At 45.2% G+C, this 25,161-nt stretch carries 21 protein-coding genes and 1 tRNA gene; 10 read left to right on the top strand and 12 right to left on the bottom strand.

The features are described 5' to 3' along the window. Positions 1–35: 35 nt before the first annotated feature. The 6 genes from L3V35_RS20635 to rpsU all read right to left on the bottom strand — a co-directional run bounded on the left by L3V35_RS20635 (position 36) and on the right by rpsU (position 6,225). Positions 36–1,304: an aminotransferase class V-fold PLP-dependent enzyme gene (locus L3V35_RS20635; RefSeq protein ID WP_017080208.1), complete on the bottom strand. Its 1,269-nt coding sequence runs from the start codon at positions 1,302–1,304 to the stop codon at positions 36–38. A 182-nt stretch (positions 1,305–1,486) separates the two neighbouring features. Continuing rightward, positions 1,487–1,562 (bottom strand) — tRNA-Ile (locus L3V35_RS20630). 163 nt (positions 1,563–1,725) lie between these two features. Continuing rightward, complete coding sequence (rpoD, locus tag L3V35_RS20625) at positions 1,726–3,570, bottom strand: RNA polymerase sigma factor RpoD (RefSeq protein ID WP_009847799.1); 1,845 nt, start codon at positions 3,568–3,570, stop codon at positions 1,726–1,728. Positions 3,571–3,669: 99 nt separating this feature from the next. Beyond that, the gene (gene dnaG / locus L3V35_RS20620; RefSeq protein ID WP_017080230.1) at positions 3,670–5,421 is read right to left on the bottom strand and encodes a DNA primase; all 1,752 of its coding nucleotides are present in this window, start codon (positions 5,419–5,421) and stop codon (positions 3,670–3,672) included. Between the two features lie 119 nt (positions 5,422–5,540). After that, complete coding sequence (locus L3V35_RS20615) at positions 5,541–5,984, bottom strand: GatB/YqeY domain-containing protein (protein ID WP_009847797.1); 444 nt, start codon at positions 5,982–5,984, stop codon at positions 5,541–5,543. A gap of 25 nt (positions 5,985–6,009) precedes the next feature. Then, on the bottom strand, positions 6,010–6,225 hold the full coding sequence (rpsU, locus tag L3V35_RS20610; RefSeq protein ID WP_004396009.1) for a 30S ribosomal protein S21: 216 nt from the start codon (positions 6,223–6,225) through the stop codon (positions 6,010–6,012). Between the two features lie 258 nt (positions 6,226–6,483). Here rpsU and tsaD point away from each other — a divergent pair, with 258 nt between their 5' ends. Continuing rightward, the gene (tsaD, locus tag L3V35_RS20605; protein ID WP_054547841.1) at positions 6,484–7,500 is read left to right on the top strand and encodes a tRNA (adenosine(37)-N6)-threonylcarbamoyltransferase complex transferase subunit TsaD; all 1,017 of its coding nucleotides are present in this window, start codon (positions 6,484–6,486) and stop codon (positions 7,498–7,500) included. 179 nt (positions 7,501–7,679) lie between these two features. Beyond that, a complete protein-coding gene (locus L3V35_RS20600; protein WP_237300557.1) occupies positions 7,680–8,495 on the top strand; it encodes an alpha/beta hydrolase in 816 nt (271 codons plus the stop codon). 92 nt (positions 8,496–8,587) lie between these two features. On the opposite strand, the gene plsY is transcribed toward L3V35_RS20600, so the two are convergent. Beyond that, complete coding sequence (gene plsY, locus L3V35_RS20595; RefSeq protein ID WP_016767764.1) at positions 8,588–9,184, bottom strand: glycerol-3-phosphate 1-O-acyltransferase PlsY; 597 nt, start codon at positions 9,182–9,184, stop codon at positions 8,588–8,590. Between the two features lie 139 nt (positions 9,185–9,323). Here plsY and folB point away from each other — a divergent pair, with 139 nt between their 5' ends. The 3 genes from folB to L3V35_RS20580 are packed head-to-tail and all read left to right on the top strand — an operon-like array spanning position 9,324 to position 10,981. After that, on the top strand, positions 9,324–9,683 hold the full coding sequence (gene folB / locus L3V35_RS20590) for a dihydroneopterin aldolase (RefSeq protein ID WP_004735969.1): 360 nt from the start codon (positions 9,324–9,326) through the stop codon (positions 9,681–9,683). Continuing rightward, positions 9,680–10,162, top strand: a complete 483-nt coding sequence (folK, locus tag L3V35_RS20585; protein ID WP_237300556.1) for a 2-amino-4-hydroxy-6-hydroxymethyldihydropteridine diphosphokinase — start codon at positions 9,680–9,682, stop codon at positions 10,160–10,162. Before folB ends, folK begins: the two co-directional genes overlap by 4 nt. 15 nt (positions 10,163–10,177) lie before the next feature. Further along, the gene (locus L3V35_RS20580; protein WP_237300555.1) at positions 10,178–10,981 is read left to right on the top strand and encodes an undecaprenyl-diphosphate phosphatase; all 804 of its coding nucleotides are present in this window, start codon (positions 10,178–10,180) and stop codon (positions 10,979–10,981) included. 100 nt (positions 10,982–11,081) lie between these two features. On the opposite strand, the gene L3V35_RS20575 is transcribed toward L3V35_RS20580, so the two are convergent. Continuing rightward, positions 11,082–12,398 carry a multifunctional CCA addition/repair protein gene (locus L3V35_RS20575; protein WP_054547838.1) on the bottom strand — a complete coding sequence of 439 codons (1,317 nt, stop codon included), beginning with the start codon at positions 12,396–12,398 and terminating at the stop codon, positions 11,082–11,084. 36 nt (positions 12,399–12,434) lie between these two features. On the opposite strand from L3V35_RS20575, the gene L3V35_RS20570 reads away from it, so the two are divergent. Together L3V35_RS20570 and L3V35_RS20565 are read left to right on the top strand one after the other, a co-directional pair. After that, positions 12,435–14,105 carry an ExeA family protein gene (locus tag L3V35_RS20570; RefSeq protein ID WP_200909010.1) on the top strand — a complete coding sequence of 557 codons (1,671 nt, stop codon included), beginning with the start codon at positions 12,435–12,437 and terminating at the stop codon, positions 14,103–14,105. Next, positions 14,105–15,088: a general secretion pathway protein GspB gene (locus L3V35_RS20565; protein ID WP_054547836.1), complete on the top strand. Its 984-nt coding sequence runs from the start codon at positions 14,105–14,107 to the stop codon at positions 15,086–15,088. Before L3V35_RS20570 ends, L3V35_RS20565 begins: the two co-directional genes overlap by 1 nt. Positions 15,089–15,217: 129 nt before the next feature. Here L3V35_RS20565 and L3V35_RS20560 read toward each other — a convergent pair whose 3' ends face one another. From L3V35_RS20560 to L3V35_RS20550, 3 genes are all read right to left on the bottom strand, one after another. Beyond that, on the bottom strand, positions 15,218–15,829 hold the full coding sequence (locus tag L3V35_RS20560; protein WP_054547835.1) for a TIGR04211 family SH3 domain-containing protein: 612 nt from the start codon (positions 15,827–15,829) through the stop codon (positions 15,218–15,220). A 205-nt stretch (positions 15,830–16,034) separates the two neighbouring features. Further along, complete coding sequence (locus L3V35_RS20555) at positions 16,035–17,297, bottom strand: inorganic phosphate transporter (RefSeq protein ID WP_054547834.1); 1,263 nt, start codon at positions 17,295–17,297, stop codon at positions 16,035–16,037. Between the two features lie 128 nt (positions 17,298–17,425). Then, on the bottom strand, positions 17,426–18,106 hold the full coding sequence (locus L3V35_RS20550; RefSeq protein ID WP_004735960.1) for a TIGR00153 family protein: 681 nt from the start codon (positions 18,104–18,106) through the stop codon (positions 17,426–17,428). A 207-nt stretch (positions 18,107–18,313) separates the two neighbouring features. On the opposite strand from L3V35_RS20550, the gene L3V35_RS20545 reads away from it, so the two are divergent. Further along, on the top strand, positions 18,314–19,831 hold the full coding sequence (locus L3V35_RS20545; protein ID WP_237300554.1) for an inorganic triphosphatase: 1,518 nt from the start codon (positions 18,314–18,316) through the stop codon (positions 19,829–19,831). A gap of 51 nt (positions 19,832–19,882) precedes the next feature. On the opposite strand, the gene L3V35_RS20540 is transcribed toward L3V35_RS20545, so the two are convergent. Further along, positions 19,883–20,632, bottom strand: coding sequence for a potassium channel family protein (locus L3V35_RS20540; protein WP_237291157.1), 750 nt, complete (start codon positions 20,630–20,632; stop codon positions 19,883–19,885). Positions 20,633–20,729: 97 nt separating this feature from the next. On the opposite strand from L3V35_RS20540, the gene L3V35_RS20535 reads away from it, so the two are divergent. Both L3V35_RS20535 and glnE read left to right on the top strand, forming a co-directional pair. Further along, positions 20,730–21,986, top strand: a complete 1,257-nt coding sequence (locus L3V35_RS20535; RefSeq protein ID WP_017084751.1) for a methyl-accepting chemotaxis protein — start codon at positions 20,730–20,732, stop codon at positions 21,984–21,986. 253 nt (positions 21,987–22,239) lie between these two features. Further along, positions 22,240–25,089, top strand: a complete 2,850-nt coding sequence (gene glnE, locus L3V35_RS20530) for a bifunctional [glutamate--ammonia ligase]-adenylyl-L-tyrosine phosphorylase/[glutamate--ammonia-ligase] adenylyltransferase (protein ID WP_237300553.1) — start codon at positions 22,240–22,242, stop codon at positions 25,087–25,089. The last annotated feature ends 72 nt before the right edge of the window (positions 25,090–25,161 follow it).

The following is a 25,161-nucleotide window of genomic DNA, read 5'->3' as shown; positions in this document are numbered from 1 at the left end:
TTAGATCTAGCTTTAGCGGCATTAAGCATTAAGCATTAAGCATTAAGTGCTTGCTCTAGGTCAGCCAAGATATCGTCAATGTGTTCAATACCGACCGACAGACGAATCATCTCTGGTGACACACCTGCTTGCTTTTGTTCCGCTTCGCTTAATTGACGGTGTGTTGTAGAAGCAGGATGACAAGCGAGAGATTTTGCATCGCCAATGTTCACCAAGCGTTTGAAGATTTGCAGCGCATCATAGAAACGAACACCGGCTTCATAACCATCTTTCAAGCCAAAAGATAAAATGGCAGACGGCTTACCTTGCATGTATTTCTCAGCCAATGGGTAGAACTCAGAGGTTGGTAACCCCGCGTAGCTTACCCAACTCACGTTCTCATGTTGCTTAAGGTATTCTGCTACTTTCAGTGCATTCTCGGTGTGTCGCTCCATACGTAGCGACAACGTTTCTAGACCCTGCATCAACATGAAGGCATTCATGGGTGACAGTGCTGCGCCTGTATTACGTAATGGAACGGTTCGAGCGCGGCCAATAAATGCGGCTTCGCCAAAGGCTTCGGTATAAACCACACCGTGGTAAGAAGGTTCTGGTTGATTAAAGACCGGGAAGCGATCTTTGTGCTCTGCCCATGGGAATTTGCCTGAATCGACAATAACACCACCCAACGTCGTTCCGTGACCACCAACGTATTTGGTTAGCGAGTGCACCACAATATCGGCACCAAAATCGATAGGTTTACACAACACTGGTGTCGCCACCGTGTTATCGACAATCACAGGTACACCTTGTGCGTGAGCAAGCTCAGCAACACGTTCTAAGTCGATAATATTGCCTGCTGGGTTACCGATACTTTCACAATAAACCGCCTTGGTCTTTTCATCGATCAGTGCCGCTAAGCTTTCTGGTTTATCGTCTTTAGCAAAGCGAACTTCGATCCCTTGGTTTGGTAGCATATGAGCAAATAGGGTGTAAGTACCGCCGTAAAGCTGAGGTGTTGAAACGATGTTGTCACCGATTTGTGCCAACGTTTGAATCGCGTAGTTGATCGCCGCGCTGCCCGCACTCACCACTAAGCCTGCAATACCACCTTCTAAGGCCGCCATGCGCTTTTCTAGTACATCATTGGTTGGGTTCATTATACGAGTGTAGATATTACCTGGTACCGCAAGGTTAAACAGGTCGGCGCCGTGTTGTGCGTCATCGAATTCGTAAGCAACGGTTTGGTAAATAGGAGTCGCAACCGATTTGGTTGTTGGATCAGTGTCGTAGCCGAAGTGAATCGAGAGCGTTTCGTCTTTCATGAGTCTTCCCTGAACTATTGAATGATTTGTGTACTCTCATATTGCCGATTTTTTTATAAAAGAAAAGTATGTTTAGTCACATAGAAGAAATTGGACGAATGGGACAGAGCGTTGAGCTAGAAGATAAAGGACTAGAAAAGCAAAAAGCCAGAGCAGCGTGAACTGTTCTGGCTTTTCTAATTTGGTGGCCCCTCCCAGATTTGAACTGGGGACCGAACGATTATGAGTCGTGCGCTCTAACCACTGAGCTAAGGGGCCGTAGGGCATAGATTATAGGGGAACCAATCAATGGTGTCTAGACACTATGAGGGGCAATTCCGCTTACATCTTAGCCACTTAAATCACGTAGGCACAAAAAAGGTGAGCCAACGCTCACCTTTTTTATTTTATGCTTAAAAGCTAACCACACTAAAGCGTGTAATTACTCGTCTAGGAAGCTACGCAGAGTTTCTGAGCGGCTTGGGTGACGAAGTTTACGCAGTGCTTTTGCTTCGATCTGACGGATACGTTCACGAGTTACGTCGAACTGCTTACCAACCTCTTCAAGAGTGTGGTCAGTGTTCATGTCGATACCGAAACGCATACGCAGTACTTTCGCTTCACGAGGAGTTAGGCCTGCAAGAACGTCTTTAGTTGCGCCGCGTAGGCTGGTTGCCGTTGCAGAGTCTAAAGGCAGTTCTAGCGTTGTATCCTCGATGAAATCACCTAGGTGCGAATCTTCGTCATCACCGATTGGTGTCTCCATTGAGATAGGCTCTTTAGCGATTTTCAGTACTTTGCGGATCTTGTCTTCAGGCATTTGCATGCGCTCAGCCAACTCTTCCGGAAGCGGTTCACGACCCATCTCTTGTAGCATTTGACGAGAGATACGGTTTAGTTTGTTGATCGTTTCGATCATGTGAACAGGAATACGGATAGTACGAGCTTGGTCGGCAATCGAACGAGTGATTGCTTGACGGATCCACCAAGTAGCGTAAGTAGAGAATTTGTAACCACGACGGTATTCAAACTTATCTACCGCTTTCATCAGACCGATGTTACCTTCTTGGATCAGATCCAGGAATTGTAGGCCACGGTTTGTGTACTTCTTAGCAATCGAGATTACTAGACGTAAGTTCGCTTCAACCATCTCTTTCTTCGCACGACGAGCTTTCGCTTCACCGATAGACATACGACGGCTGATATCTTTGATGCTTTGAACAGTAAGAGACGTTTCACGTTCGATGATATCCAGCTTTTGGATAGAGCGACGGATGTCGTGTTCGTTACGTTTGATCTTTTCTGCGTATGGCTTGTCTGAAGCAAGAACTTCGTCCAACCATGCTTCGCTAGATTCATTGCCAGTAAATAGAGCAATGAAAGATTTCTTCGGCATTTTGCCGTACTCAACCGTTTGACGCATGATTAGGCGTTCTTGAGTACGTACGCGATCCATTGAAGTACGCAGTTCGTTTACTAGGTAATCAAACTGTTTTGGCGTCAGACGGAATTCTTTGAATACGTCTTGCATCATTGTTGTTGCAAGCGTTGCTTTCGGGCTTTCGTGGCCGTATTCATTGATTGCTAGTTGACGGTTTTGGTAGCTAGTGCGAAGCGCTGTGAATTTCTCAAGAGCAAGCTCAGGATCAATACCTGTATCTTCCTCTTCTTCTTCCTCGTCGTCTTCTGCTTCTTCTTTGTCTTCGTCTTCTAGATCAGTTTTAGCGAGCTCTGAACCGATGTGAGTCGCCGTTGGCGCAGCTGTGCCATCGTCGTCTGGGTCAACAAAGCCATTGATTAGATCTGTTAAGCGAATCTCTTCAGCGAGTACGCGGTCAAACTGTTCCAAGATGTATGGAATCGTGCCTGGGTACTCAGCAACAGATAATTGAACGGTATTGATACCATCTTCAATACGCTTCGCAATGTCGATTTCGCCTTCACGAGTCAGTAGTTCAACTGTACCCATTTCACGCATGTACATACGAACTGGGTCAGTTGTACGGCCAATCTCGCTTTCTACGCTTGAAAGCGCAGCAGCAGCAGCTTCAGCTGCATCTTCATCTATATTGGCATCGTCATCATTAAGAGCTAGATCATCAGCGTCAGGTGCAGTTTCTACTACCTTGATACCCATGTCATTGATCATTTGAATGATGTCTTCTACCTGTTCAGAATCCACGATTTCTGCAGGTAGGTGGTCGTTTACTTCGGCGTAGGTCAGATAGCCTTGTTCCTTGCCTTTAATAACAAGTAATTTTAGCTGTGACTGCGGATTTTGATCCATAGATGATATCCAACTTCAGGTCTGGTGAAGGACGTTGCATTCTCAAATGCAAACCAATTATGTTAACAAATTTATTAAATGCTGACTAATCAAACAGGGTTACGCTTTTAGATCTAGCATTAAAGCTAGTAGCTCCCTTTTTTCTTCGGCTGATAAACCGACACTTCTTGCTTTGGCCTGCAGGTTTTCAATTTGTTTTTCAACGCACTGGGCAAGGATATTGTCCAATGAGTCTAAAAATATGTCTTCTTGATTGTCTTCGTCGAGGGGGATTTCCCAGCTCGCGAGACGAGACAGAAGTGCCTCATGTTTGTTCTCTCGCCAATGTTCTAATAATTGGCCTGTGCTGATATGGGGGTTCACTCGGCAGATATCAAGTACTTCGACGAATAAACTTAGTCCAGGCAGCTGTAAGCCTTTGACACTTGATAAATCCGGTACCATATCAGCATAGCTCGGATTTTGGATAAGCAAAGCGATAACTTCACGCATTGGAGTGCGCTTGAGCTCTTTATGCGGTTGAGGTGTCGGGTTCTTTGTGTGAACGCGAGCACGCCTCAATTGGTTATCAAATCCAGTTCGCTCATCGAGCAATTTTTCGAGCAGTTCTTGGAAGTAACTGTCAGGAATTTTACTAATCAAGGCGCTGGCATGTGCACGCAGTGCCGATTTTCCTTCTGTTGTTCCTAAATTCAGCTTGTGTATTTCAATCAGGTTATCGAACAAATAGGTCGAAAGCGGCGTCGCATTGTGGACGAGCTGTTCGAAAGCAGCCTGACCGTGTTCTCTAATATAGCTGTCTGGGTCTTCACCGTCTGGCAAGAACAGAAACTTGAGTGTGTTACCTGTTTTCAGGTATTCAAGCGCATTTTCTAGTGCGCGCCACGCGGCCTCTTTACCTGCTCTATCACCATCGTAACAACAAACCACAGTATTGGTCTGGCGGAACAACATCTGAACGTGGTCACCGGTTGTTGAGGTACCCAGTGATGCCACTGAGTAATCGACACCGTATTGCGCTAGTGCGACAACATCCATATAACCTTCAACCACAAGTACTTGAGGCGGTTCACGGTATGCTTGTAACACTTCATAAAGGCCGTAAAGCTCTTTACCTTTATGGAAGATCGGCGTTTCTGGCGAGTTTAGATACTTTGGTGTGCCGTCTTCTAAAACACGACCACCAAACCCGATTACTCGGCCTCGACGGTCACGAATCGGGAACATCACGCGTCCACGGAATCGATCGTATCGGTTGCCTTTATCGTTTTCTATCAACATGCCGCCAGTAACGAGCATGTCTTGAGCTTCTTTTTGTTGGCCAAAGTTCTTACGAACCAAGTCCCATTCATCAGCGACGTAGCCAATCCCAAACTTCTGTACGATTTCACCAGAAAGGCCGCGATTTTTTAGGTAATCAATCGCAGGCTTGTTCGCTGAGATTTTTAGCTGAGAGCGGTAAAAATTACTGATGCCGCCCATCAAATCGTAGAGGTTACGTTTTTGTTCGCTGTTGGCTCTTGGCGCCGTGGATATTTCACCGCTGCGCTGTTCCCTAGGAACATCAAGCCCTAAAAATGAGGCCAGCTCTTCAATCGCTTCAACAAAATCGAGACGTTCGAACTCCATAATGAAGTCGATAGCATTGCCATGTACGCCACAACCAAAGCAGTGATAAAACTGTTTTTCTTGGCTTACGCTGAAAGAAGGGGTCTTTTCGTTGTGAAATGGGCAACAAGCACCATAGTTTTTGCCTTTTTTCTTAAGTTTCACGCGTGCGTCCACAATATCGACAATGTCGAGACGCGCTAGGAGATCATCGATGAAACTACGCGGGATGTGTCCTGCCATAAAACCTTAGAAAAATGCACTAACTGAGAGTGTGGATAATAATAGTTTGAATAGGTTACAGATACAAACAAGCCGTGCGTTCCGAAGGATTGCACGGCTTGTTGCAATTTGATTTGGGATTAAGCGAGTTTAGAACGAACTAAACCACTAACTTTACCCATATCTGCACGCCCTTGAATTTGTGGTTTCAAGATAGCCATTACTTTACCCATGTCTTGCATGCCCGCAGGTTGAGCTTCCGCGATTGCGCTATCAAGTAGTGCAATAACTTCTTCTTCAGTTAGCGGTTGAGGCATAAAGCCTTCAAGTACCGTAATTTCTGCTTTTTCCACGTCAGCAAGATCTTGACGATTTGCCGATTCATATTGAGCAACAGAATCGCGACGTTGCTTAACCATTTTAACTAATATAGCAATAATGTCGTCGTCGTTCAGAGTGATCCGTTCGTCAACTTCACGTTGCTTAATTGCTGAAAGAGCTAAGCGGATAGTGCCAAGGCGCGGTTTGTCCTTGGCTTTCATCGCTAATTTTTGCTCTTCTTTGAGTTGTTCAATAAGAGCCATAACTCAGTCCTTATGGATTAAGTTATTAGTACAGACGAACGCGACGTGCGTTTTCGCGAGCTAGCTTTTTAGCGTGACGCTTTTGAGCTGCTGCTTTAGCGCGTTTGCGAACTGTAGTTGGCTTTTCGTAATGCTCACGACGACGCACTTCAGAAAGGATACCTGCTTTTTCACAAGAGCGCTTGAAACGACGTAGTGCAACGTCGAACGGTTCGTTTTCACGTACTTTAACTATTGGCATATGCCTTTCACCTCAGGGGTTATTCATTATCGCTGGTTACTCAGTACCAAATCAGAGAAGTTACCCATCGAGCTAACTCTCTATTCGCGTTTGGCCATTAACCAGCTTGATCAAAAATGGTGCGGAATTTTAATCCGATCACAGTGGCTTTGTAAAGCACTTTGTCGATTATAGTCTGTACAATATTTGTTTGAAGAGCTTAGGCAGGGTAATATTGCGCTAATTTCCCATTTTAGACGAAAGCGTGCCGAGAAAATTATGCGCATTATTGGTATTGAAACCTCTTGTGATGAAACAGGAATCGCAATTTATGATGATGAGCAAGGGCTGCTTTCTCATCAGTTATACAGCCAAGTAAAACTGCACGCCGATTACGGTGGTGTGGTACCTGAGCTAGCGTCGCGTGACCACGTAAAAAAAACCATTCCACTGATTAAAGCGGCATTGGCAGAAGCGAACCTAACGTCGAAAGACATTGATGGCGTGGCTTACACTGCTGGCCCTGGTTTGGTTGGTGCATTGCTTGTGGGTGCAACGATTGGTCGCAGTATTGCTTATGCGTGGGGCGTGCCTGCTGTGCCAGTGCACCATATGGAAGGTCACCTTCTTGCGCCAATGCTAGAAGACAATCCTCCACCATTCCCATTTGTTGCTCTGCTGGTTTCTGGCGGTCATACCATGATGGTCGAAGTAAAAGGCATTGGTGAATACCGAATCCTTGGTGAATCGATTGATGATGCGGCGGGTGAAGCGTTTGATAAAACCGCGAAGCTGATGGGCTTAGATTACCCGGGTGGCCCGCTGTTATCTCGACTCGCAGAAAAAGGTACACAAGGTCGTTTCAAGTTTCCACGTCCAATGACCGATCGCCCAGGGCTAGATATGAGCTTTTCTGGTTTGAAAACGTTCGCGGCAAATACCATTCGCGCTAATGACAATGATGACCAAACTCGTGCTGATATTGCTTACGCGTTCCAAGAAGCCGTTTGTGCGACCTTGGTAATAAAATGTAAGCGTGCTTTGGTAGAGACGGGCATGAAACGTATCGTGATTGCTGGCGGTGTTAGTGCCAACAAACAGCTACGTATTGAGCTTGAAGCGCTGGCGAAGAAAATCGGTGGTGAGGTTTACTACCCACGCACTGAGTTCTGTACTGATAATGGTGCGATGATTGCTTACGCGGGTATGCAACGCCTTAAAAATGGTGAAACGGCTGATTTGTCTGTTCATGCCACGCCGCGTTGGCCAATTGACCAACTAGAGCCAATTGCTTAACCAGTAGCAATCGTTCAACGAGAAACCGTCGATCAACAAGAAACAGTCGATCAACAAAAGCTAAGCGCAGAATAAACCAGTGTGTTTCGATAAACGGTCGCCTTGTGCGGCCGTTTTTATATCCTAGCTTACCGACTATATGTCGATAAATAATTGCTAATTGAGATTAGGGAAGAACAATGAACAAGTTTACAGTAGACAATCAGTCGATGGCGTACCTAGATGAAGGTCAAGGCCCTGTTGTTGTGTTAGGTCACAGCTACCTTTGGGATAGTGCAATGTGGAAACCGCAGATCGATGCATTAAAAACTCAGTATCGCTGTATTGTTCCAGAGCTTTGGTCTCATGGTGAGTCTCAAGCTGCACCAGCTTCGATGCGTAACTTGAAAGATTACGCTCAGCACGTTTTGGCTCTGCTTGATCATTTAGAGATCGAAGAATTCTCTGTGGTTGGCTTATCGGTTGGCGGTATGTGGGGTACTGAGTTGGCGGAGTTAGCTCCTGCACGAATCAAGTCATTGGTACTTATGGATACTTTTGTTGGTCTGGAACCAGAAGTGGCTCACACTAAATACTTCAGCATGTTAGACACCATCACCCAAACAAAGATGGTGCCTCAACCGATTGTAGAAGCGGTTGTTCCATTGTTTTTTGCTAATGATGCTCAGACAAACACGCCAGCTTTAGTGGAAGGCTTTACTAAGCAGCTCTCAGTACTTAAGGGTGAGCAAGCTGAAGAAGTCGCACGAATTGGTCGAATGGTGTTTGGTCGCCGAGATATGATTGAAGCGGTAGAGAACTTTGCATTGCCTGTTTTGATTGCCGTTGGGCAAGAGGATAAGCCGCGCCCGGCATTGGAGTCATACCTAATGCATGATTGCATTACCGGAAGTGAATTGGTGGTGATTCCTGGGGCGGGTCATATTAGTTCGCTAGAGCAACCAGAGTTTGTTAACTCTATGCTGAAGACGTTTTTAGATAAACATCTGCTGTAAGCTCTTAAATACTGAATATTGCTGATCGGCTTAGACTTGTGTCGATTTGAATTTATCTCGGTTTAAAAATGATTCGGCTTAGACACGACAGTTTAAGCCGATTTTTTTTGCCCGAGTTTTGGTTCGCTGCCATCGAGTAGGCGACGGATATTCTGGTGGTGACGCAGCACAATTAAGCAACACAACATGGCTACAGGCAGTGTGTATTGGGGTTTGACTAACCAAGCGTAGAACGGCGCAAGTAATACAGTAACCAGAGCCGCTAAAGAAGAATAACGAAACAAAAACGCCACGACTAACCATGTCGCCATGATCATGCCTGTTAAATCGAATCCAATTGGGGCAATGGCTCCGAGTGCGGTGGCAACGCCTTTTCCGCCTTTGAAGTGGAAGAATATTGGGTACATATGACCAAGGCACGCTGCAATGGCGACTACGCCTAAAATGATCGAGTCGATATTGAGGTAGTAGCCAAGCCAGACTGGAATGGTGCCTTTAAGCATGTCACAAAGTAGAACGGCTGCAGCGGCACCTTTGCCGCCCAAGCGGAGTACATTCGTTGCCCCTGGATTGTTGGAGCCTACCGTTCTTGGATCAGGAAGTCTTAAGACTCGGCATATCAAGACCGCACTCGAAATTGAACCTAGTAAATAGGCTGCAATGATCATGATAAGTGCCAAAGGGGTCATGTTTTTCCTTAAACGGTTATTAAGCCTAACGATGGGAAAATAATGCTCAATCCAAGAGTAATTGATATCATATCCGGAATTACACGAATAATACGTTTTTTTCCCCAATATGGGTATCCGACCTCTAAAAGGACAAGTCATGGCACTGGATAAAGTTTTCATTGAACAGCTAGAAGTAATTACAACGATCGGTGTTTACGATTGGGAACAAGAGATTAAACAAAAACTTGTGCTTGATATTGAAATGGCTCATGACAATCGCCCTGCGGGAAAAAGTGACGATGTAGTCGATGCTTTGGACTATTCGACAGTGAGCACTGCGGTATTAGACCATATTGCTAATGGTCGCTTCCTATTGGTTGAACGTGTAGCAGAAGAAGTCGCTGAATTGATCATGACTCAGTTCTCAGTACCTTGGATTAAGATCCGTTTGGCTAAACCTGGCGCAGTGCCACAAGCGAAAGCTGTGGGTGTGATCATCGAACGAGGTCAAGCATGACAATAGCCTATGTTGGTGTTGGCACGAACATAGACCGCGACAAGCATGCAAGGGTGGCATGGACAGAGCTTCAATCGTTAGGGACTAACCTTAAATGCTCTAAAATCTATCACTGTGAGCCTGTGGGGTTTAAAAGCCACCCGTTTTATAACTTTGTGATAGAACTCGACACATCACTTTCATTGACTGAATTTTCACAGCAACTGCGTAAAATTGAGTTTAAATGGGGTCGTTCTCAAGATGCACATAAACTTGAAGACCGAAAGCTCGATCTTGATATTGTGTTGTTTGGAGAGGTGATTTCTGTGAGCGAACCAGAATTACCACGCAGTGATATCTATAAATATCCTTTTGTAACACAACCACTTTATGATCTCTGTCCTGCGAGAGTGATCCCGCAAGACGGACGAACCGTCGGTGAAATATGGCAGAAGATGCAGCAATTAGACTCGCTCTCTGTCGTAGACATAAAACTATAATTTTTAAGGTAAGTAATGAGTTATTTTGAAGCGTTTTTGTTGGCGTTGGTACAAGGCTTTACTGAATTTCTACCTATTTCCAGCTCTGCACACCTAATTCTTCCTTCTGCTGTTTTAGGTTGGGAAGATCAAGGTTTGGCTTTTGATGTCGCAGTCCATGTCGGTACTCTGGCTGCTGTGGTTATTTATTTCCGCAAAGAAGTGGTCTCTCTTTTGAGCGCGTTCTTTGGTTCGGTATTTAAAGGCGATCGTAGTAAAGAAGCTAAGTTAGCGTGGATGATCATTCTCGCGACGATTCCAGCGTGTATTTTTGGCTTGCTGATGAAAGATATTGTCGAGCTTTACTTACGCAGTGCATGGGTGATTGCCACGACCACTATCGTGTTTGGTCTGTTGTTATGGTGGGTAGATAAGAACTCAAGTCTACGTGATGATGAATACCAAGCGGGTTGGAAAAAAGCGTTGTTTATTGGTCTTGCTCAAGCAATGGCGATTATTCCAGGTACGTCTCGTTCGGGCGCGACGATTACTGCGGCGCTTTACCTTGGTTTCACACGTGAAGCCGCGGCTCGATTCTCTTTCCTGATGTCTATCCCAATCATCACTCTGGCGGGTGGTTACTTAGGTTTGAAGTTAGTGACCAGTGGTGACCCTATCCATGTTGGCACCTTGCTAACGGGTATCGTGGTTTCTTTCATCAGTGCTTATATCTGTATTCACTTCTTCTTGAAGCTGATCTCACGTATGGGTATGACACCGTTTGTTATCTACCGCCTGATTCTAGGTTTTGGTCTATTTGCTTTCTTGATGATGCAGTAGCATTTGCCTTACGTAGACAAATGTTTCGTCCTACAGATTGAAACGGAAAAACCCGCCTAGTCGCGGGTTTTTTAATGCATGGTAATCAGCGTTATAAAGCTTATTGATCAGCAAGTTCTGATAGGGCGTTTTCAATTGCGACAGCTCTACGCTTTTCTTGTTCTTCTCGAATATCTTTGCCTTGAAAACCATCAGCAATTATCGCTTTGACTTCGACTTGAAGCGCCGCTTGGTAAGCCACTTCAAAACGTGCTTTTTGAGGGTAAGGCTGAGCTTCTAACCCTTTACGGCCAGCGTGATCAGCTTGGCAGCAAAGCAGTATGTCGTTGAGTCTGTCTGGTTTACGCCAAACATCAAACTTGTTCAGAACCTTGAGAAAGGTGGTTGGCTTGAGCTCGCCTGCACGGTGGATATTAGAATGTTGCTCGCAAACTAACAGTGCGAGATCTCTGAATTCATTGGGCACTCTGACTCTTTCACACAGCTTCTTAATGATTTTTAAACCTGTATGGCAATGCATTTTGTGGCTTGGCCACTCGCTTTCTGGCGTGACGCCTTTACCTAAATCATGTACTTGAGCGGCAAAACGCACGGGTAATGATGAGCTTAATCGCGCAGCTTGTTGAGCAACCATCAGAGTGTGGATGCCCGTGTCGATCTCAGGGTGCCATTTTTCAGGTTGAGGTACACCAAACAGCGCGTCAATTTCAGGCAACACAACAGCCAATGCACCACACTCTTTCAGTACAGAAAGGAACACTTCAGGATGCGGAGTGCTAAGGGATTTATGCCACTCTTGCCAAACTCGCTCTGCCGTAAGATGTGCCAGTTCACCGGATTGAACGATTTCGCTCATCATCAGCATAGTTTCTGGTGCAACCGTGAAGTTAAGGTGATGAAGCTTCGCAGCAAAGCGAGCCACACGCAGCACACGCAGAGGATCTTCAACAAAAGCGTCTGAGACGTGTCTTAAAACTCGATCAGACAGATCTTTCTGTCCATGGTAAGGATCGTAAAGCTGGCCTTTGTCATCTTGAGCGATCGCGTTGATCGTTAAATCTCGGCGCATCAAGTCTTCTTCCAAACTCACGTCTGGAGCAAAGTAACATTCGAAGCCTGTGTAACCAGAACCTGACTTTCTCTCGGTACGAGCCAGTGCATGCTCTTCTTTGGTCTTTGGGTGTAAAAATACGGGGAAGTCTTTGCCCACTGCAGTAAAGCCAAGGTTTTCCATCTCTTGAGGGGTACTCCCTACCACGACCCAATCTCTATCATAGCTATCAATGTTGAGCAGCTTATCGCGCACTGCTCCACCGACTAGGTAGCGTTGTAGCCCATTCTCTTTTGGTAGGCTATCGTATATTTGCAACTTATCACCTCGAAATGTTTTATCACTGCTGGACTTTACTGCAAGCAATGGTACTTTCCATTAATCGTAATTATAGGGCAGCACATGTATAAGGAATATTTTGGCTTCGTTGAGATGCCATTTTCGATTGTACCAAATTCTCGCTACTTGTTTTTAAGTCAGCGCCATCAAGAAGCGATGCAGAACCTACAAGCCGGTTTAGGCGAAGGTGGGGGCTTTGCGATGCTTACTGGTGAAGTCGGTACAGGAAAAACAACGGTCGCCAAAGCGATGTTGTCATCACTCGATAATCAGACTCAAGCTGGCCTTATACTTAACCCTACGTTTTCGAATACGGATTTACTGGAAGCTATCTGTGATGAGTTTGAGGTTGAGTACCCTGAACAAGCATCGTTGAAACAGCTGAGTCAGGCCATTCATCATTTCCTGCTCGATAGTCATGCTGAAGGCATTCAAACCTTATTGGTAATTGACGAGGCCCAACATCTCGCAGCCGATGTGTTGGAGCAGCTACGCCTTCTAACCAATCTAGAAACCGACAGTCGCAAGCTGTTAAAAGTACTGTTGGTCGGCCAGCCGGAATTACAACAGCACTTACAAACCACTCAATTACGTCAGCTAGCACAGCGCATTACAGGTCGCTATCACTTACTGCCTCTTAATACTGAAGAGACAGGCAAGTACATCGCGTTTCGTTTAGAAACGGCGGGTGGCGAGCAGATGCTGTTTTCGAATCGTTCAATCAAGTTGATCGCCCAATATACTCATGGTATTCCAAGGCTCATTAACTTGGTGTGTGACAAAGCCCTGCAATTGGCTTTTCATGATGGTGAGCCATTACCGAACAATGAAACGGTTAACCGAGCGTGTCAGCAAGTTATGTCGTTTCAGGCCGATGTGTATCATGTCGAAAAGCCTCGAGCTTCTCACGTAGTACCCAAGTTATTCCAATACGCTGGGATTGCTACATTAAGTGTCGGCCTCGCAATGGCGACCTTTAATTTTGCTCCAAGCTATATCAATTCATGGCAGTCGGCTGAGACTTCAAGTGAAATGAAAACAGAAGTGTCTGCACAGACTCAGCGCTCTTTGGTGGCGAATGAACCTCAGTTGGTTGCTGAGCCAAAACCTTCCAAGTTTGCTTTACCACAAGATATTCAACAGCACTTGATGCAGGGAACCAATCGTTCTCTCGCTATTAAGGACTTGTATACGCTCTGGGGATATCAGTCTTCACTGCGTGATGGCTTGTGCTTAAGTGAGCCGCAAAGTGTATTTGTGTGCGAGCAACAACAGTCAAATTTGGATACATTGTTAGATCTTGGCGTACCCGTGGTCCTTAATCTGAATATCGTTCAAGAGCCAGTGTTTGCTGTGCTTTATGGTGCGTCTGAGGAGTCTGTCGAGCTCCTCGTTAACGAAAAGCTTTTGGTGATGCCTAAGCGTACCTTAAAGAAAATCTGGCAAGGTGATTATGTCGCGATTTGGAAACAGCCACTCAGAGAGACGCTCAAAGAGGGTTATCAAGGTGAGGCGATTGCACTACTTGATCTGCTATTGTCTGAAGTTTTGGGTGAAGACGTATCGGGCAGTGATGTATTTGACTATGAGTTAAAAATGAAAATTGAAGCGTTTCAAATGTGGCAAGGCATGTCAGTCGATGGCATTGCAGGAAAACGCACGCTGGCAAGATTACAAAGATTGGCTCAACTCGACTCGCCTAAGTTGATGTCACTCGATGGAGGCGCAAGTTAATGTCACGCATTATGCATGAGCTTAATCAGTCGTCTGCTAAGCAGCCGCCTCTTAACCAAGCGTCTCTTAAACAATCATCTTTTAATAGCCCCAGCTTCAAAGGCTACCAAAATCATCATGTGCCAAGTTCTGTTAAAGGGATTAGCAATAAACGAGGCTCATCGTTAGCCATGGGGCTACTCCTTATCTTGGTGCCTTCTTTGTTGGTGGGTGGTGTTCTGGCTTATCAATCGTATAACCAACAAAAAAATTCGGCTAGCCAAGCTACCTATGTAGCTCTACCTGAATCAAAATCTCAATCAGACCTTGAGCCTCAAATCGTTGATGCTGATATAGCCAATGTGGATGCTGTGTCAGTGGATGCAGAAGATGAAGTATTATTCGCAGTTCGCCCAGCACCAGTAAGCCAACCTTTGAAAGCACTGCCACGCCAAGAGGTGTATGCGCAGATTGGCTCTGAAAGTACGAATGTCGCTGGTGGGGCTATTGTGCCTGTGGCTAGTTCAGAGAGTCGTGCGCGAACATCAGAAGAGTCAGAGTTATCACTAGCTCAGCAAGAGGTTCAGCAAGGTGTAAGCAATGAGAATACGGCTCTGCAATCGGACAGTGATTTACTGCAAGGGCTAGATCTCAGTGAGTTACCCCCCGATTTGGCCTTAAAGCTTGAATCAATGATGGGTGAGCAACAAAGCGCACCTGAGCCAATGGACTCACGTCCAGCAGGGCAGGTAGGGTCTCAGGTCATAGAGTTAGAGTCTCACAGCAATAGTTTATCTGGGGTATTACCTAAGCTAGACCTGCAAACTCACATGTATTCGAGTAGTGAAACCAAGCGTTGGGTAAAAGTGAATGGCCAAGAAGTGGCGCAAGGAGATTGGATTGGACAAGACATTCAATTACTGGAGATTAAGCCACAATCAGTGATTATCGAGTTCAATCAACAGAAAATAGAAATCCCCGCTCTGTACGAGTGGAAAGGCTAAAAGTTAGATAGCCCCAAAGGCCTAGAGAACAGACAAATAAAAAGGAGCACCGAGGTGCTCCTTTTTGATATTCGATACTGAATTTACCCTGTTTAGCGCAAGATAAGCCAAACAGGTAAAGTGATCAGCTTACGACCAGCCGTTTGGTGACTTTCTGCGACGAGGTATAATGTGTGGCAGGACAAGGCCAAGAAGTAGACCAATACCAGCAACACCACCACCATACATAAAGTATTTCAGTAGTAGATCATCTTTTTGAGTGTCTAGCTTAGCGCGTAGCTCACGGTTCTCTGTTTGAGAACTCGTAAGTTGTTGGCTAATCTCGCTGTAGTTTTGCTCAAGTTCAGAAATTTGCTTGTTACGAGAGTCTAGAGAGCTCGCTAGGCCAGCTTTTTCGCTGTCAGCACTTTGACGAGCATTCGCTAGCTTGCCTTTAACTTCAGTCAGCTCTTTCTCTAGCTTAGGCATACGCAGAGCCATGCTTTCTTGAGTGCTTACAAACTTACTTTCTACCCAGCCTTTACGGCCGCGGCTGTCTTGAACCTGGGTGTAACCCGTGCTCTTGTTAGTTTGTAGGTAAGTAATCTTTTCACCAGCATCAACACTACCGATGATACGGAATGTGTTGTTTGGGCCAGAATGCATATAAGTAAATAGTTTGTCAGCAATATAACGGTCTTGTGCAAAGGCAGCTGGAGCCGCAAGCATTGCGAGCAAAACTAAGCTAATCAGTTTTTTCACAGTAAATCCCTTAACGATTCAAATTGGGTAGGCGTATGAGTCAGCCTCAATGAGCAAATAATATTTAGTTTCTTTATGCGGTGCAACAAAGAAGGGAGGCAAAGCCTCCCTTTCTGTGCGTTTGAGTCAATAATGACATGGTATTTACATATCATTACCGAAGCTCACCGTTTTCTGACGCTAATATTTACTAACGCCAGGGCTATTACATAGTAAACATAGCCTGAATTGCGTAGAAGAACACAACAGCAAGTAGAGCACCTGCAGGTAGCGTTACAATCCACGAAGCAACGATGTTACGCACAACGCCTAGGTTGAGTGCTGCGATACCACGAGCAAAACCGACACCTAAAACCGCACCAACCAATGTTTGCGTGGTTGAAATCGGAAGGCCAGTACCAGAAGCAAGTACAACCGTACATGCCGTTGCTAGTTGAGCGGCAAAGCCACGGCTAGGTGTTAGTTCTGTAATACCAGTACCCACGGTTGCCATTACTTTATGACCCATGGTAGCAAGACCAACAACGATACCAATACCACCTAGTGGAAGAATCCACCATGCGATAGTGCTCTTACCTGAGATTTCACCCATGTGCTCAACCGTTGAAACAACAGCAGACAGTGGACCAATCGCATTCGCAACGTCATTTGAACCGTGTGCGAATGCCATCGCACAAGCGGTGATAACCATTAGTACGCTGAAGATACCTTCAACGCCAGCAAAGCCATGGTCTTCTTCGCGATTAGCAAATTTCTTTTGAATGTATAAGTAACCGCCAACCATGACTAGAGCAGAAACACCAGCTGCCCATAACCAGGCTTCAGTACCGGTTAGGTGAAGGCCAACGTGCTTAAGACCTTTCTTGATTGTTACAAGTGCAATGACCATGGTAGTAATGAACATGTACACAGGCACAAAACGCTTAGCGTTAAACAACGGATTTTCTGTATCGAATATCAGTCGTTGGGCACTGACAAAAATAAGATAGGCGAAGATGCCGGAAATCAACGGTGTGACAATCCAACTACCCACAATACCTTGAACGCTGTTCCAGTCTACAGCTTCTGTACCTACAGACACACAAGCGAAACCGATGATTGCACCGATGATTGAGTGAGTCGTTGATACTGGCCAGCCCATGTATGATGCTAGAAGCAACCATGTACCAGCAGCCAGTAGCGCCGACATCATGCCGTACACAAGTACATCAGGTTGATGAGCGAATAGAGACGTTTCGATAACACCTTTACGGATCGTGTCTGTTACTTCGCCGCCCGCAAGATAAGCACCTGCGAATTCAAAGATCATTGCGATAATGATCGCTTGTTTTACGGTTAGAGCTTTAGAGCCTACTGAAGTGCCCATTGCATTCGCAACGTCATTTGCACCAATACCAATAGCCATCAAGAAACCGAAAGCTGCTGCAACAATAATCAGGACAGTGCCGTAGTTAGCAAGGATATCCATCGTAATACCTAGTTGTTTGATAACAAGCGGAACAAATTTAGACGCAAAAAACCGCTCAGCGAGAGGAATACTCAGCGCATAAGTGGTTTGGTTAAAAAATGCTCTTCGTTATATAGTTAGCGTATGATTTAAGATCGAGAAAGCATTACTTCAAGACGAGCGCCTACACGCTGTGCTTGATCTGCAATACCACCAACCCATTCAAGAATTTTGTATAAGAACATGATGTCAACTGGATTCATATCGTCTTCAATCGCCATTAATTGTTGGCGTAATTCGATCTGCATCGCGTCCGTGTCATCTTCAATTACATCTAACTGATGAATCATTTCAGCAACGAGTGTTACTTCACGGCCCTTAAAGCCAGTCTCAAGTAATTCGTCTAATTCATTGATTACGTTTTGTGCTTGGTTCGCTGCATCTAGACAACGTTTAACGTAAGCGATGAAGTTTTCTTGCATTGGAGCAGGAATGACAAGTTGACGACCATATACACGGCCAGCAATGTCTTTCGCTAGGTTTGCGAGTTTGTCTTGTTGAGTTAATAGCTCCAACATATCGGTGCGATCAACTGGCATAAACAAACCACGAGGAAGTTTAAGGCGAATTTCACGTTTTAGTACGTCAGCTTCTTTCTCAAGGTGAGAAATTTGAGCTCGAATTTCTGATGCTTTCTCCCAGTCACCCTTTGAAGAAACTTCAAAGAAATTAACTAGGTGAGAACAACATTCGTTCACGCATACTACGTGACGCTGCAAAGGTTTAATTGGGGACTTTGCAAATAACCCCATAATTGTATTTACTGGCATGGTCATCCAACCTAATAAATAATAACCTTAAAACAACATACACCATATTCATGGTGAAATGTTAAGCGATGGCTACAAAGTCGCGCATGTTAACCTAATCAATGTCTCATTAAAACTGTTTTAGATCATCATAAGGGCGATATTTCTGACTTGCTGAGTTTTCAAATTGGCAATATCCTGTCCCTATCTTCACAGAAAGGTATAACTATGGAAACCGAGATAGAACTGAAGTTTTTTGTTTCTCCTGATTTTTCAGAGACTTTACGCAATAAAATTGCTGAAACTAAAGTACTTCAGCACAGTTGTCGCGAGCTAGGTAACATCTACTTTGACACCCCTGACAACTGGCTACGTAAGCACGATATTGGCTTTCGTATTCGACGTTTTGATGACGTATTTGTACAAACCGTAAAGACGGCTGGTCGTGTGGTTGCTGGTCTGCATCAAAGGCCTGAATACAATGCAGAACACGATAGCAATGAACCTAAGCTAGCCCTACATCCAGAGGATATCTGGCCAGCGGGTAAAGACATCGAAACGTTGCAAGCTGAGCTGACTCCTCTGTTCTCTACCAACTTCACTCGTGAGCAGTGGTTGATTGGTATGCCAGATGGCAGCCAGGTTGAGGTTGCGTTCGACCAAGGCTTCGTTGAGTCAGGCGATCTGCAAGAACCGATTTGCGAAGTCGAATTGGAACTTAAATCGGGTCAAACGGATGCTCTATTTACATTGTCTCGTCAATTCTGCGAACAAGGTGGCATGCGTTTGGGGAATCTCAGCAAAGCTGCTAAAGGTTACCGCCTTGCTCAAGGTTATCAAGGAGATGAAGTCACTCCTTTGACCTTAGTTGATACTGACAAAAGTGATACTGTTGAATCGTGTTTCATTCAATCTTTAGAGCATGCTCTCGCTCATTGGCACTCTCACGAGCAGATTTTTACTGAGCGTCAATCGATTGAAGCGTTACATGAGATAAGCCATTCGTTAAGTTTTATTCGTCAAACCTTCACTATCTATGGTGATATTGTTCCAAGACGCGCGAGTGCTATTTTACGCCAAGAACTGAAGTGGCTTGAGCAAGAACTTGATTGGCTAAAAAGTTATGACCACTTCGAAGATTTGCTCGAAGATAAAGGCCACGTGCTGCGTAAGCTAGATGCACGTAAGTTCTTGGTCGCTGAGCTTAAAGAGATGCAAGAGCAACTGCCAGATCGTGAAGACCTGCTGACCTTGTTGAGTTCTGCTCGATACACCGGGTTATTATTAGATCTTAGCCGTTGGATCTTGTCTCGTGGCTGGCAACCTTTCTTAGATGAAAAAGCACGTGAGCAAATGGCTCGTGGTATCGAATGGTTTTCCGTGCAGCAACTCGATCGTACATGGGCCGATTTGATGGAAGCTTTCCCGCCAGAGCGAGTGATGACCAGCCAAGCGTATATTGATCAGCAATACCGTTTGATGCGTAATTTGTATTCTGGCGTTGGTTTCGCGAGTTTGTATAATGACGATGAACGAAACAGCTTCCGCTTGCCATGGGCCGATATGGTGCAAGGCATTGATGACTTGCTGGCACTCAAAACATTGGAGCCTTTGACTGAGAAGTTGGAAGGCGATGAGAAAGTTCAGCTAGAGCGTTGGTTGGCTCGCCAAGAAGTGTCTATTCTGCATGCGATGGAGCAGACACGACAAATCAGCGTTGAGGTTGAGCCATACTGGCAAGACTAAACTCAATACCGATATCAGTATAAGTATGAATTTGAAAATAGGGCTTCGGCCCTATTTTTTTGTTTGTTGCTCGAGCTTTTCTAGTCGCTCTAGTATTTTTTGTTGTTGCTCTATGATCTTTTCAAGATGCTTCTCTTTGTTTTCTGCTCGTTGATTCTCATGGTGAGTGGGGGAGGTGATCAGAGAAGTAATCAAGCCTGAAATCATACCAAAAACACCCACACCGCAAATGATCACCAGAGAGGCGACTAATTTCCCTGAGTTCGTCACGGGGTAATGATCGCCGTACCCTACGGTACTGATGGTAACGAAAGCCCACCACAAAGCATCTTGGCCAGTGGTAATGTTGGCATTGGGATCTTTGTGTTCTAACAGCAGGATTGTTCCTGCTCCTATGGTTAGGAGAATAACCAGCAGCAGAATAATTGAGGCGAGGGTAGTTTCTTTGCGATTACGAAACAGCTCTCTAAAAACACGTTTACCCGAGCGGAGCACAAGAATGACACGCAGGATCTGAAAAATGCGAGCGAAACGAAGTGGTTCGATCATTGGGATACTTGCTAAGAAATCGATCCAGTGTACTTTTAGATATTCTTTCTTATTTTGTGATCTCAATAGATCAATCGTGAGCTGAAAAAGAAAAACACTACAGATTATAAAATCGAGGCCGATAAGAACTTGTTTTGATTCTTTATCAATCGGTGCAAACAATAAGCCTGAGATCACAAATAACGCTAAGAAAGAGAGAATCAGTGATAATAAGCTCATCGGCTTGGTTGTGTCTTTGATACTATTTAACATTCATACGAGGCTCAAAATAAATCGCGAACTTTGACTGAAATAGCCACCTCGCGGATATAGAAGCCATCAATATATAAGAATTAATGGAGAACTGACAATGACTAAACTGTCATTCAAGCCGTGGGAAAGGATAATCTCTGACGTTCGTCTCGTTCCAAAAATGGTCATGCTGATGATATTCAGCACTATCTTGATCATTTCGAAGCAGTTATGGGACGCAAGTACGTTTTACGATTCATTACTTGCTGTAACCAATAATGCGCAAGTTGCGCAGCAGCATTATGAGACTTACCTAGTTCAAGTGGCTTGGCAAACAGCCTTGATGATCATTGTGTTTGTGGTTCTTCTATTAGCGGCGGCGCGCGTTATGCTTCGCCAAACTCAGTACCTTAATGACGCCATTAAAACCATGGCCGATAAGAATCTATCAGTGCCGATTGAAATGGACTGTAAAGATGAATACGGCGATGTGGCACGCGAGCTTGAAAAAACTCGCGTCCAACTGAACGACATGATCAAAACTCAAGTGGCTTCTTCTGACGAGCTATTCGCTCTGACAGAAGTGATGACCATTAGCATGTCAGAAACCAAAGATTCGGCTCAAGAAGAGTTCAACGAGATCGATCAGCTAGCGACAGCTATGAGTGAGATGACGTCTACCGTGCAAACTGTCGCTGAGCATGCGCAAAGTGCTTCTTCATTGACTGAACAGGCATCAGGCCAAGCATTGACCGGTCAGAAGTTCGTTCAAGGCTCAGTTTCTAAGATGAGTGAGTTATCTTCAGATATCGCAGCATCTGCAGCAGCGGTAAACCAAGTAGAAGAGCGCGTTGACTCAATTGGTAGCGTTGTGGGTACTATCCAAGGTATTTCAGAACAAACGAACCTGTTAGCACTGAACGCAGCGATTGAAGCCGCGCGTGCAGGTGAAGCGGGACGTGGTTTTGCGGTTGTTGCCGATGAGGTTCGTAACCTTGCGCAGCGTACTCAACAAGCGACAGTAGAAATTCAAGATATGATCAGTCACCTACAAAGCAGCGCTAACTCTGCCGTAGAGCTGATGGAGAAGAGTGTTGTAGAAGCGGCTGAAGGCGTTGATCTGGTAACCAATGCTGGTTCAGAGCTAGATGGCATCGTAAGCCAAGTCAACCAAATCAATGATATGAACTTCCAGATAGCGACCGCTGCAGGCCAACAGAGCAGTGTTGCTGAAGAGATGAGTGTTAACCTAACGAATGTTCGTGAGCTTGTTGAAGCGTCTGTAGTGGTCGTTGGTGAACTGTTAGAGACTTCTCAGCTCATGGAAACCAACGCGCAAGAACTGGACGGTAAGATTAAACAATTTAAGGTTTAATCATGGGGTCTTGGCTTTTATTCCTCAGAGGTACTTCTAGTATTCGATAGCTAGGAAAGACCCGATTCGATAAGTTAACCGATAAAACGCCCACATTGCTAATGTGGGCGTTTTTTATTGGCGTAACTTTGGTATAACTTATCCTTAGATATTAAAACAGGTTCTCAAAGCTCGTTGTTAAACTTGCCTGTTAAAACTATTTACTAAAGAACAGAACCAATTGTTCGGCGCGCAGCTTACACAAGGAAGAAACATGCCATTGCCTTCTCAACTCACCACGCATTCCCAGTCTGCTTTTGAGCAATTATTAGAGCATCAAAGTGAAGCCATCAATGCTTGGCCAGAGCCAATGATTAAAGATCTTAAACGTGTACTCGGTTTAAGTTGTTTTGTTGCTGATTGCTTACAGCGTGATACGGTTTTATCCAACTCTCTACCTGATATGCTGGCATGTGAAGAGCGTGCTGAAGGGTATCGTCAGCGATTAGCCGAGTTACTTTCAGGTTGTGCCGATGAAATGAGTGGCCAGCGTGTGCTGCGTCAATTCCGTAATCGAGAAATGACCTACATTGCTTGGCGTGATTTTTTGGGCGAGTGGGATCTAGAGCAGAGCTTAAGCCATCTATCGATGTTGGCAGAGGCGATGATCTTCGAGACCTATCAGTGGCAGTACGATATTTGCTGTAAAGAGTGGGGCACACCTTGTAATGATCAGGGTGAAGCGCAGCCGATGTTGATCATCGGTATGGGCAAGCTCGGTGGCGGTGAGCTTAATTTCTCTTCTGATATCGATCTGATTTTTACTTACCCTGAAAATGGTGAAACCCAAGGGGCACGACGAAGTATCGCCAACGCCCAATTTTTCACGCGTTTAGGGCAACGGATTATCAAGGCGCTTGATCAGCAAACCTTTGATGGATTCTGTTATCGAGTAGACATGCGTCTGCGTCCATTCGGTGAGAGTGGTCCACTGGTCATGAGTTACGCTGCGCTAGAAGATTACTATCAAGAACAAGGCCGAGATTGGGAACGCTACGCGATGGTTAAGGCACGAGTGATGGGTAGTGAAATGTACCCTGAATATCAAGAGCTTCGCCAGATGCTGCGCCCGTTTGTGTTTCGTCGTTATATCGATTTCAGTGCCATTCAATCTCTGCGTCGAATGAAGTCGATGATCAGCAGTGAAGTTCGCCGTCGTGGCCTCTCCAATAACATCAAGCTTGGTTCTGGTGGTATTCGTGAAGTTGAATTTATTGCGCAAGTTTTTCAATTGATTCGTGGTGGGCGCGAGCCTAGTCTGCGTGGTCGAGGGTTACTAGAAACGTTAAGTGCTATTGAGTCTCTCAATTTATTAGAGACCAAAGAAGTCGGTCATTTACGTGAGGCCTACCTGTTTTTACGTCGCCTTGAAAACTTATTGCAAGCGATGTCTGACAAGCAAACTCAAACCTTACCAGATGGTGAGATCGAGCAACTTCAGCTCGCTGTCGCAATGCAATTTTCTGATTGGGATAGTTTGATTACGGCAACTCGTGTTCATATGGCGAATGTACATACTGTGTTCGAAGATCTGATTGGTGTCGATGAAGATGACGCCAATCCAATCGCGAGTCACTTTAGTGAACTGTGGGATATGGCCCATAAACAAGACGTGATTGAGCAGGTTCTTGAGCATGACATCGCGATTGCTAACCCGCTGGAAGCGGCGAAAACCATTATCCAGTTTAAAGCGGATTTAGCGAAGAAAACCCTTGGACCACGTGGGCGAGAGGTTTTAAATCGCTTGATGCCTAAAGTGTTCCAGGCGTTGTACACCGCCAAGGATGCCGAGTTTGGTTTGTCTCGAGTGTTGCACCTTCTCCATAAAATAGTCACGCGTACCACTTACCTTGAGCTATTGGATGAGCACCCAGCCGCGTTAACTCAGTTAGTTCGTTTATGTACTGCGAGCCCGATGATTTCGGAGCAGCTTGGCCGTTATCCAATTCTATTAGATGAACTTATTGACCCTCAACAACTCTATAATCCAGTACCTTTAGAGTCTTACAAGACTGAGCTGAGAGATTACCTAGCTCGAATTCCTGAAGATGATATGGAGCAACAGATGGAAGGTCTGCGTCAGTTTAAGCAGACTTGTATCCTGAGAATTGCTGCCGCGGATATTGCGGGCGCATTACCTGTTATGAAGGTCAGTGATCACCTGACCTATTTAGCCGAAGCGATTGTTGAGGCGGGTATTAACCAAGCTTGGTTACAAGTATCGGCCAAGTTTGGTGAACCGACTCATGTCAAAGATCGTGAAGGCCGCGGCTTTGCGGTTGTTGGTTATGGCAAAGTTGGCGGCTGGGAGCTGGGCTATAACTCCGATCTCGATATTGTGTTCATGCACGATTGCCCGGTACACATCTATACTGACGGTAAGAAAGAGATTGATGGACGCCAGTTTTATTTAAGGTTGGCACAACGAATTATTCATATTTTCTCAACGAGAACCGCTTCAGGTATTTTGTATGAGGTCGATACTCGTCTACGCCCTTCTGGTGCCTCTGGTCTATTGGTTAGTCCAACGGATGCCTTTGACGAGTATCAGCACAATGATGCGTGGACTTGGGAGCACCAAGCTCTAACTCGCGCTCGCATGATTTACGGCGATGACTTATTGGCTTCGGCATTCAACAAAACTCGCCATGAGGTCCTGTGCTTGGCTCGTGATGAGGCAACACTCAAAAAGTCCGTTGTGGATATGCGTGAAAAAATGCGCGGTCATTTAGGCGGTAAAAAAGCCGATCGATTCATGTTGAAACAAGATGCGGGCGGTATTACTGATATTGAGTTTTTGGCGCAATACTTAGTGCTGAGATACAGCAACGAAAAACCTAAGCTCACCCGTTGGTGTGACAATGTACGAATCTTTGAAAGCCTGTTGTCACAGGGGATTATGGACGAGCAGCAAGGCATGGCATTAACCAACGTCTATACGACGTTAAGAGATGAAATCCATCACCGTAATCTACTCAACCTTGATGCGGATGTGGCGATTGAGAAGTTTGAGATGGAAAGAGAACATGTTGTTCAAGCATGGAAGCAGTGGATGGAAGCTTAACCCTAGTTATGGCTTGTATGACACAGCCCTTATTTCGGTAAGCGTTTGCTAATTTTTCTATGGTTTAGCCTC

This window comes from Vibrio sp. L5-1 (assembly GCF_021728315.1).
Classification (GTDB): domain Bacteria; phylum Pseudomonadota; class Gammaproteobacteria; order Enterobacterales; family Vibrionaceae; genus Vibrio; species Vibrio splendidus_K.
This window is presented reverse-complemented; position numbering and strand designations above follow the sequence as displayed.

Bases quoted from the DNA above. Each gene is read 5' to 3' on its own strand.
- L3V35_RS20635 (WP_017080208.1), bottom strand. From the start codon at position 1,304: ATGAAAGACGAAACGCTCTCGATTCACTTCGGCTACGACACTGATCCA.
- rpoD (WP_009847799.1), bottom strand. From the start codon at position 3,570: ATGGATCAAAATCCGCAGTCACAGCTAAAATTACTTGTTATTAAAGGC.
- dnaG (WP_017080230.1), bottom strand. From the start codon at position 5,421: ATGGCAGGACACATCCCGCGTAGTTTCATCGATGATCTCCTAGCGCGT.
- L3V35_RS20615 (WP_009847797.1), bottom strand. From the start codon at position 5,984: ATGGCTCTTATTGAACAACTCAAAGAAGAGCAAAAATTAGCGATGAAA.
- rpsU (WP_004396009.1), bottom strand. From the start codon at position 6,225: ATGCCAATAGTTAAAGTACGTGAAAACGAACCGTTCGACGTTGCACTA.
- tsaD (WP_054547841.1), top strand. From the start codon at position 6,484: ATGCGCATTATTGGTATTGAAACCTCTTGTGATGAAACAGGAATCGCA.
- L3V35_RS20600 (WP_237300557.1), top strand. From the start codon at position 7,680: ATGAACAAGTTTACAGTAGACAATCAGTCGATGGCGTACCTAGATGAA.
- plsY (WP_016767764.1), bottom strand. From the start codon at position 9,184: ATGACCCCTTTGGCACTTATCATGATCATTGCAGCCTATTTACTAGGT.
- folB (WP_004735969.1), top strand. From the start codon at position 9,324: ATGGCACTGGATAAAGTTTTCATTGAACAGCTAGAAGTAATTACAACG.
- folK (WP_237300556.1), top strand. From the start codon at position 9,680: ATGACAATAGCCTATGTTGGTGTTGGCACGAACATAGACCGCGACAAG.
- L3V35_RS20580 (WP_237300555.1), top strand. From the start codon at position 10,178: ATGAGTTATTTTGAAGCGTTTTTGTTGGCGTTGGTACAAGGCTTTACT.
- L3V35_RS20570 (WP_200909010.1), top strand. From the start codon at position 12,435: ATGTATAAGGAATATTTTGGCTTCGTTGAGATGCCATTTTCGATTGTA.
- L3V35_RS20565 (WP_054547836.1), top strand. From the start codon at position 14,105: ATGTCACGCATTATGCATGAGCTTAATCAGTCGTCTGCTAAGCAGCCG.
- L3V35_RS20555 (WP_054547834.1), bottom strand. From the start codon at position 17,297: ATGGATATCCTTGCTAACTACGGCACTGTCCTGATTATTGTTGCAGCA.
- L3V35_RS20550 (WP_004735960.1), bottom strand. From the start codon at position 18,106: ATGCCAGTAAATACAATTATGGGGTTATTTGCAAAGTCCCCAATTAAA.
- L3V35_RS20545 (WP_237300554.1), top strand. From the start codon at position 18,314: ATGGAAACCGAGATAGAACTGAAGTTTTTTGTTTCTCCTGATTTTTCA.
- L3V35_RS20540 (WP_237291157.1), bottom strand. From the start codon at position 20,632: ATGTTAAATAGTATCAAAGACACAACCAAGCCGATGAGCTTATTATCA.
- L3V35_RS20535 (WP_017084751.1), top strand. From the start codon at position 20,730: ATGACTAAACTGTCATTCAAGCCGTGGGAAAGGATAATCTCTGACGTT.
- glnE (WP_237300553.1), top strand. From the start codon at position 22,240: ATGCCATTGCCTTCTCAACTCACCACGCATTCCCAGTCTGCTTTTGAG.